Consider the following 6,767-nt stretch of genomic DNA (forward strand, 5'->3'; position numbering starts at 1 on the left):
CGGTCGTCTTCACTTCAGGCCGGAAAGGCCAAGGGCGGGGTCGATTCCATCGAGTGCAACGGCCAGAGCCTTGGCCTTGTCGGCGATCTGCTTGCGCTGATCGGCGGTAACGCTGTCATACGAGGCGTAGCGGCCATCGACTTTCAAACCGTTGAGTTCGGCATCGAGGGCGTTGATCGCGCTGTCGATCCCCGGCAGCAATTGCGCGGCAGATTTGGTCAGCAGCGGGCGCATCAGGTCGACCACTTTGCGGGCGGCGTCCAGGTTGGCGGCGAAGCCGTTGAGGTCGGTATGGCTGTAGCGTTCTTCCTCACCGCTGGCGGCACGTACGTCGGCCAGGCTGTTGAGGTTGCGCACCACGATGCTCACCAGTTGCTCCGGCGGCAGCGACTGGGCCAGCAGCTGTTGCTTGAGGCTGGTGACGTCGGTGACCAGGCGCTGGGCAATCGGCGCCAGGCCGTCGAGATTGCGTTGCTGGAACAGGCCGTATTCGAGACGGTGGAAGCCGCTGAAGGCCGGGTCCTGCTCGCGCTTTTCAAAGTAGTCGGCGCGGGCGTTGATCGCGTTGTCCAGTTCCGCCAGGCGTTGCGAGGCCGGGGCCAGGCGCTGGTAAGCCTCGCGGGCCGGTACGTAAAGCGCCTGGGCCTGGGCGAGGTCGCCGGCTTCGATGGCTTGGTCCAGCGCGGTAACGGCCTTGACCAGGGCGCTACCCTGGCTGCTCAGGTACACGCGGAACTCCGACAGCGGGCCGATAAACGCGACCATCGACGGCTTGGCCTTGGCTTGGGCGTCAGACTCGGCAGTCGGTGTCACCTTCAAGGTGCCACGCGGGTTGCTCAGCAGGCCGCAGGTGATCTGGTAGTCGCCGGGCAGCAGGTTGGCGTTGATCACCTGGCTCAGGCCCGGGGCGATGTTCTCGCGCTCTTCGACCACCAGCACGCCGTCGAGGATTTCCCATTCCACGGCACGGTCCGAGCGGTTGATGATGCGGAAGCTGGCGCGTCCGGCCGGTACCGTCAGCGCATTCGGCTCGCAGCTGTGGGCGTGGATGGTGACGGCGATTTCATTGTGGTTGGCCTGGCGCTTGGAGGCGGCCAGTTGCGAGGCGTAGTAGAACAGGCCACCGGCGGCGATCATCACGACCACCGAGCCGCCCACCGCCCAGCGCAAGGCGCGGGAGGGCGGAGCCGGTTGAGGGGTTTGGTTGGACAAGAGGCGGTCCTTACTGGCTGGAAACGGAAGAGGTTGTGCGGGTAGCCGGCTTGCTCGGCGGCGCCGGCAGGAAGAACATCACCAGGGCCACCACCAGGTAAATCAGGTAGGCACCGAGGGTGCTGATGGTCGGGGCGTCCTGATAGCCGAACATGCCGGCCAGCACCGAGCCCAGCGGGCCATCCATCGGCAGCGTCGCGCTGAAATCGAACAGTACGGTTTGCAGGTGGTTCCATACCCCGGCTTCGTGCAGGGCTTGTACCGAGTTGGCGAGGATGCCGGCGGCCACCACCAGGATGAACAGGCCGGTCCAGCGGAAGAACGCACCGAGGTTCAGGCGCATGCTGCCGGTGTAGATCAGGAAGCCGACGATGATCGCCAGGATCAGGCCGAGCAGGGCGCCAATCGGCGCGCCCGGACCTTCGCTTTGCTGGAACACGGCCAGCAGGAAGAACACGGTTTCCAGGCCTTCACGGGCCACGGCGAAAAACACCATGGCGATCAGCGCGGTGACCTGGTGTTTGGAGCCGGCCAGGGCATGATCGAGGGATTCATGCAGGGAATGCTTGATGGAACGCGCGACCTTGCGCATCCAGAACACCATGGAGCTGAGAATGCCCACGGCCACCAGGCCGACGATGCCTTCGAACAGTTCCTGTTGTTTCTGCGGGAATTCGGCACTCACCAGTTCCAGGCCACCGCCGACCAGCAGCGCGAGGGCCGCTGCCAGAAATACGCCGATCCACACTGCGGGCATGTACTGGCCACGGCCAGTTTGCTTGAGGTAGCTGGCAATAATGCCAACGATCAAGGCGGCTTCTATGCCTTCGCGCAGCATGATTAAAAAGGGAACAAGCATTCGGCACCGAATCGTCACTAGATAGGATGCTAAGTTGTAACATAATGATACTCATTACTAAACAGGGAATATTGACCTTTACTGAACCTTGACTGAACGGTGGTGGCAAACCGCATCCGACACTAGAATGCGCGGCATCGTCCCAGCCACCGGATTGCGCCATTCCCCATGTCGGAAAAAGACACGATTTCCATCCAACTGGTCCGCGAAGCCCTGTTGCAGAGCTGTGCGCCGGGTGCGGCGACCGATGAAGTGTTGACCAAGGTCGGGATTGATCCAGCACTGCTGGGCCAGCCAACCGCACGCGTCCCGGCAACCGCTTACGCACGCTTATGGCGCTTGCTGGCACGGCGAATGGACGATGAATTCTTTGGCATGGACCCGCGCAAGCTCAAATCCGGCAGCCTGGAGTTCCTCTGCCGGGCCTCCATGGCACAACCGAGCCTGGCCACTGCGCTGGAAACCGGCCTGGGGTTCCTGTCGCTGATGCTCGAGCGCATGCCGGCGCAACTGGTGCGCCAGCAGAGCCTGGCGGAAATCGTACTGTTGGAGCCGGAGCCCGCACCCAGGCGCGCCTTCACCTATTTCGCCTACTGGATGATCGTCCACGGCGTCGCCTGCTGGCTGGCGGGGCGCCGGATCCCGATCCTGGCGATTGAACTGCGTTGCCCGCAGCCGGACTTCTGCGACGACTACCAGGTGATGTTTTCCGACAACCTGCGCTTTGACCGGCCGCGTACCCGGATGATCTTTTCCGCCGACTGCCTCGACCTGCCGATCAAGCGCAGCCCGGAGGAGCTCAAGCGCTTCCTGGCCCATGCGCCGGCCAACATCCTGGTCAAATACCGCGACCCGGACAGCCTTGCCACCCGCATCAAGACCGACCTGCGGCACATGCCCGCCGACACCTGGCCGGAAACCGAAGGCCTGGCCGCATCCCTGTGCATTTCGGCCTCGACCCTGCGCCGGCGCCTGGCGGAAGAGGGGCAGACCTACCAGGGCCTCAAGGACAGCGTGCGCAAGGAGCTGGCGATCGTCTGGCTGGCCGATTCCGACATCAGCTTTGCCGAGATCGCCACCCGGCTGGGGTTTGCCGATGCCAGCTCGTTCTACAAGGCGTTTCGCAAGTGGTCGGGCTCCAACCCCGGGCACTATCGCAGCCTGATATTGAACGAAGCACTGAGCCAGTAGGTCACTGCCAGGCACCCCCGGCACGTTTGCCTGCTTATCCACGCCTTTAATGATCTGGGTCACTTTCCTGCGCCGCCGTGCGTGTGATATTCGGCGCCACCGCTCCATCGTTCGTTTCCTGACGCAGCCTGATCGGCATTTGTCGCGATCAACGTCTACGCCATTTCCCTCATTCAAGAGCAGGATTTCATGGCACTTCACAGAACCGTAGAGACCCAGGACCAAGCCATCGAAGACGTCTATTCGAGTGGCTCCGCCCAGCACAAACTGCCCAAGTACCGCCTCCCGGAGCACTCGACCACGCCGTCGGCCGCCTACAACCTGGTGCGCGACGAACTGCTGCTGGACGGCAATTCCCGGCAGAACCTGGCGACCTTTTGCACCACTTGGGTCGAGCCCGAAGTGCAGCAGTTGATGGCCGATGCCCTCGACAAAAACATGATCGACAAGGATGAGTACCCGCAGACGGCCGAGATCGAAAACCGTTGCGTGCACATCATTGCCGACCTGTGGCACGCGCCGAAGTCGTGGCAAACCGTGGGTTGCTCCACCACCGGTTCCAGCGAAGCGGCGATGCTTGGCGGCCTGGCACTGAAGTGGAGCTGGAAGAAACGCCGGGAAGCGGCGGGGCTGCCCACCGACAAACCGAATTTCGTGTGCGGCCCGGTGCAGATCTGCTGGAAGAAATTCGCCCGTTATTTCGATGTGGAAATTCGCGAAGTGCCGTTGCGCGGTGACGCATTGGGCCTGCGCCCGGCCGACCTGCGGGAATATTGCGACGAAAACACCATCGGTGTCGTCGCGACCCTGGGCGTGACCTTCACCGGGATCTACGAACCGGTCGCAGCCCTGGCGGCCGAGCTGGACTCGATGCAACGTGACCTCGGCCTGGATATCCCGATCCATGTCGACGCGGCGAGCGGCGGGTTTATCGCCCCGTTCATCCAGCAAGAGCTGCAATGGGATTTTGTGATCGAGCGCGTCAAGTCGATCAACGCTTCCGGCCACAAGTACGGCCTGGCGCCGCTGGGCGTCGGCTGGGTTATCTGGCGCTCCACCGAAGACTTGCCGGAAGAGTTGATCTTCTACGTCGACTACCTGGGCGGCAACATGGCGACCTTTGCCCTGAACTTCAGCCGGCCCGGCGGTGAAATCATCGCCCAGTACTACAACTTCCTGCGGCTGGGGCGCGACGGCTACACGCGGATTCAACAAGCGTGCTCCGACACGGCGCAATGGCTGGCCTCGGAAATCACCAAGTTTGCCCCGTTGGAACTGGTGTACGACGGCAAGGATGGGCTGCCGGCGGTCTGCTACAAGCTCAAGGACGGCGTCGACCACGGCTTCAGCCTCTACGACCTGTCGGAGCGCGTGCGCATGCGCGGCTGGCAGATCGCGTCATACCCGTTGCCGTCCGATCGGCAGAACGTCGTGGTACAGCGCATCCTGGTGCGGCATGGCGTGAGCCGTGACCTGGTGGCGTTGCTGCTGGAAGACCTGCGCAAGGCCGTTGCCCACCTGCAGAAAAACCCGGTGGAGCATTCCGACGCGGGCCCCAGCTTCAGCCATGGCGCCATCGCCGACCCGGTCATCCCGGCCGACACCCCGAACCTCGACTGAACGCACTGAACACTCACCGGGCCTCGAGGCCCGGTGCCTTTAGCGTTGCATCGCCAGGTACGAATCATCGTGACTGCCTTCTTTACTTTCCTGCACGACAACCCCTACATCCTGCTGTTCCTGGTGGTTGGCCTGTCCGTCTGGGTCGGGCGCGGCACCATCAAGGGTTATGGCCTGGGCGCGGTGGCCGGGGCCATCGTGATCGGCTGCGCGATTGCGACGTGGGCGTCTTACTACGGCGTGCATTTCGAACTCGATAACTTTACCAAGAGCCTGTTTTATTACCTGTTCATGTACGGCGTCGGGCTGCGGGTCGGGCCTTCGTTCATCAACAGTCTCAAGGGTGATGGCCTGAAATTCACCTTCCTGGCGATCCTGTCCTCGTTCCTCGGGCTGGGTATCGTGGTGCTCGGCGTGCGGCTGTTATCCCTTCCGGTGGGCGCGGCGGGCGGGATTCTTGCCGGTTCGCAAACCATGTCGGCGGCGATTGGCTCCGCCGAACAGGCGATTACCTCGGGCGTGGTGCCGCTGCCACCGGGCACCACGGCGGCGGCGGCCACCGCGATGATCGCCCTGTCTTACGGCATCACCTATATCTGGGGCACGGTCGGCATCATCCTGATCTGCAAATACCTGCCGCGCTGGTGGGGTGTGGATGCGCGCAAGGCGGCCAAGGCATTCGAGGTGGAGCACGGTGTGCCGAACGTCGACGATGCCGGGCTCAGTGGGTATCGGCCGTTTGACCTGCGGGCCTATCGCCTGGTGAACCCGGAGCTGGTGGGGCAGAGCATCGCGCAGTTTCGCCAGCGCTTTGCGTTGTACCAGATCGAGAACGTCGAGCGTGGTGAAGAGTTGCTGGGGGCTGATCCGACGCTGGTGTTGCAGCTGGGCGATGTGATCGCCCTGGGCGGCAGCCTGGATGCGCTGACCGATCACATGGGCCTGATCGGGCCGGAAGTACCGGATGCCCGGGCGTTGAATATACCGCTGGATGAGGCGGTGATTCTGGTGACCCACAAGGATGCCGTGGGCAGGGCGCTCAAGGAATTCAGCCAGTCGCCGATTGCCGGGCAGGTGCAGTTGGTGGGGATTGAGCGGGGTGGTGCGCCGATTCCGGTGGGGCTGGAAACGCGGTTGCAGCGCCTGGATGTGATGCACTTGATTGGCTTGCGCAGTGCCATCGACAAGGCCACGGCGTTGCTGGGCAAGGCGGGGCGGGCGAGTACGGCGACGGATTTGCTGACGCTGTCGCTGGGTATGGTGCTGGGGTTGTTGATCGGGCTGATTCAGGTGCCGGCGTTCGGTGCGGCGGTGGGGCTGGGCAATGCGGGCGGGTTGCTGGTATCGGGGATTATCGTCTCGTCGCTGGTGTCGCGGGTGCGTTTTTTTGGGAATACCCCGAATGCGGCGCGCAACATTCTGGAGGACATGGGGTTGATATTCTTTGTCGCGATTGTGGGGGTGAATGCGGGGGCTAACCTGGTTTCGCAGATTAGCGCGATCATTGCGTTGAAGATCTTTTTGCTTGGGTTCGTGGCTTGTACGATTCCACCGTTTATTGTTTGGGCTGTGGGTTTTCATGTGTTCAAGATCAACCCGGCGATTCTCATGGGCGGTGTTGCGGGGGCGCGGAGTCACTCGGGGCCGGCGCGGGAGGCGGCCAAGGAAATTGATAGTACGGTGCCGTGGATTGGGTTTCCGGTGGCGTATGCGGTGTCGGGGATTTTGCTCACGGTGTTTGGGTATTTTGCCATGGTGCTGGCGCGGTAGCTGTATTGGGTACATATCCGTTGCTGCGGTAACGGCCACTTATGGTTCCGCTCTTACAGCGGGTCACTTTTGGCAAACGCCCGGAATGCCGGCCCAGCCAAAAGTAACCAAAAGG

5 protein-coding genes are annotated in these 6,767 nt (G+C 62.6%); 3 read left to right on the plus strand and 2 right to left on the minus strand.

Annotation, left to right across the window (positions count from 1 at the left end):
- Positions 1–9: 9 nt before the first annotated feature.
- Together efeO and efeU are read right to left on the minus strand one after the other, a co-directional pair.
- A complete protein-coding gene (gene efeO, locus AC3WKX_RS03980) occupies positions 10–1,212 on the minus strand; it encodes an iron uptake system protein EfeO (RefSeq protein ID WP_102604984.1) in 1,203 nt (400 codons plus the stop codon).
- 10 nt (positions 1,213–1,222) lie between these two features.
- A complete protein-coding gene (efeU, locus tag AC3WKX_RS03985) occupies positions 1,223–2,071 on the minus strand; it encodes an iron uptake transporter permease EfeU (protein WP_003218412.1) in 849 nt (282 codons plus the stop codon).
- A 168-nt stretch (positions 2,072–2,239) separates the two neighbouring features.
- Here efeU and AC3WKX_RS03990 point away from each other — a divergent pair, with 168 nt between their 5' ends.
- From AC3WKX_RS03990 to AC3WKX_RS04000, 3 genes are all read left to right on the plus strand, one after another.
- The gene (locus tag AC3WKX_RS03990; RefSeq protein WP_102369145.1) at positions 2,240–3,262 is read left to right on the plus strand and encodes an AraC family transcriptional regulator; all 1,023 of its coding nucleotides are present in this window, start codon (positions 2,240–2,242) and stop codon (positions 3,260–3,262) included.
- Between the two features lie 189 nt (positions 3,263–3,451).
- On the plus strand, positions 3,452–4,882 hold the full coding sequence (gene gad, locus AC3WKX_RS03995; protein ID WP_102604983.1) for a glutamate decarboxylase: 1,431 nt from the start codon (positions 3,452–3,454) through the stop codon (positions 4,880–4,882).
- 69 nt (positions 4,883–4,951) lie between these two features.
- The gene (locus AC3WKX_RS04000) at positions 4,952–6,652 is read left to right on the plus strand and encodes an aspartate:alanine exchanger family transporter (RefSeq protein WP_043224664.1); all 1,701 of its coding nucleotides are present in this window, start codon (positions 4,952–4,954) and stop codon (positions 6,650–6,652) included.
- Positions 6,653–6,767 lie beyond the last annotated feature (115 nt).

This window comes from Pseudomonas sp. GP01-A4 (genome assembly GCF_058780865.1).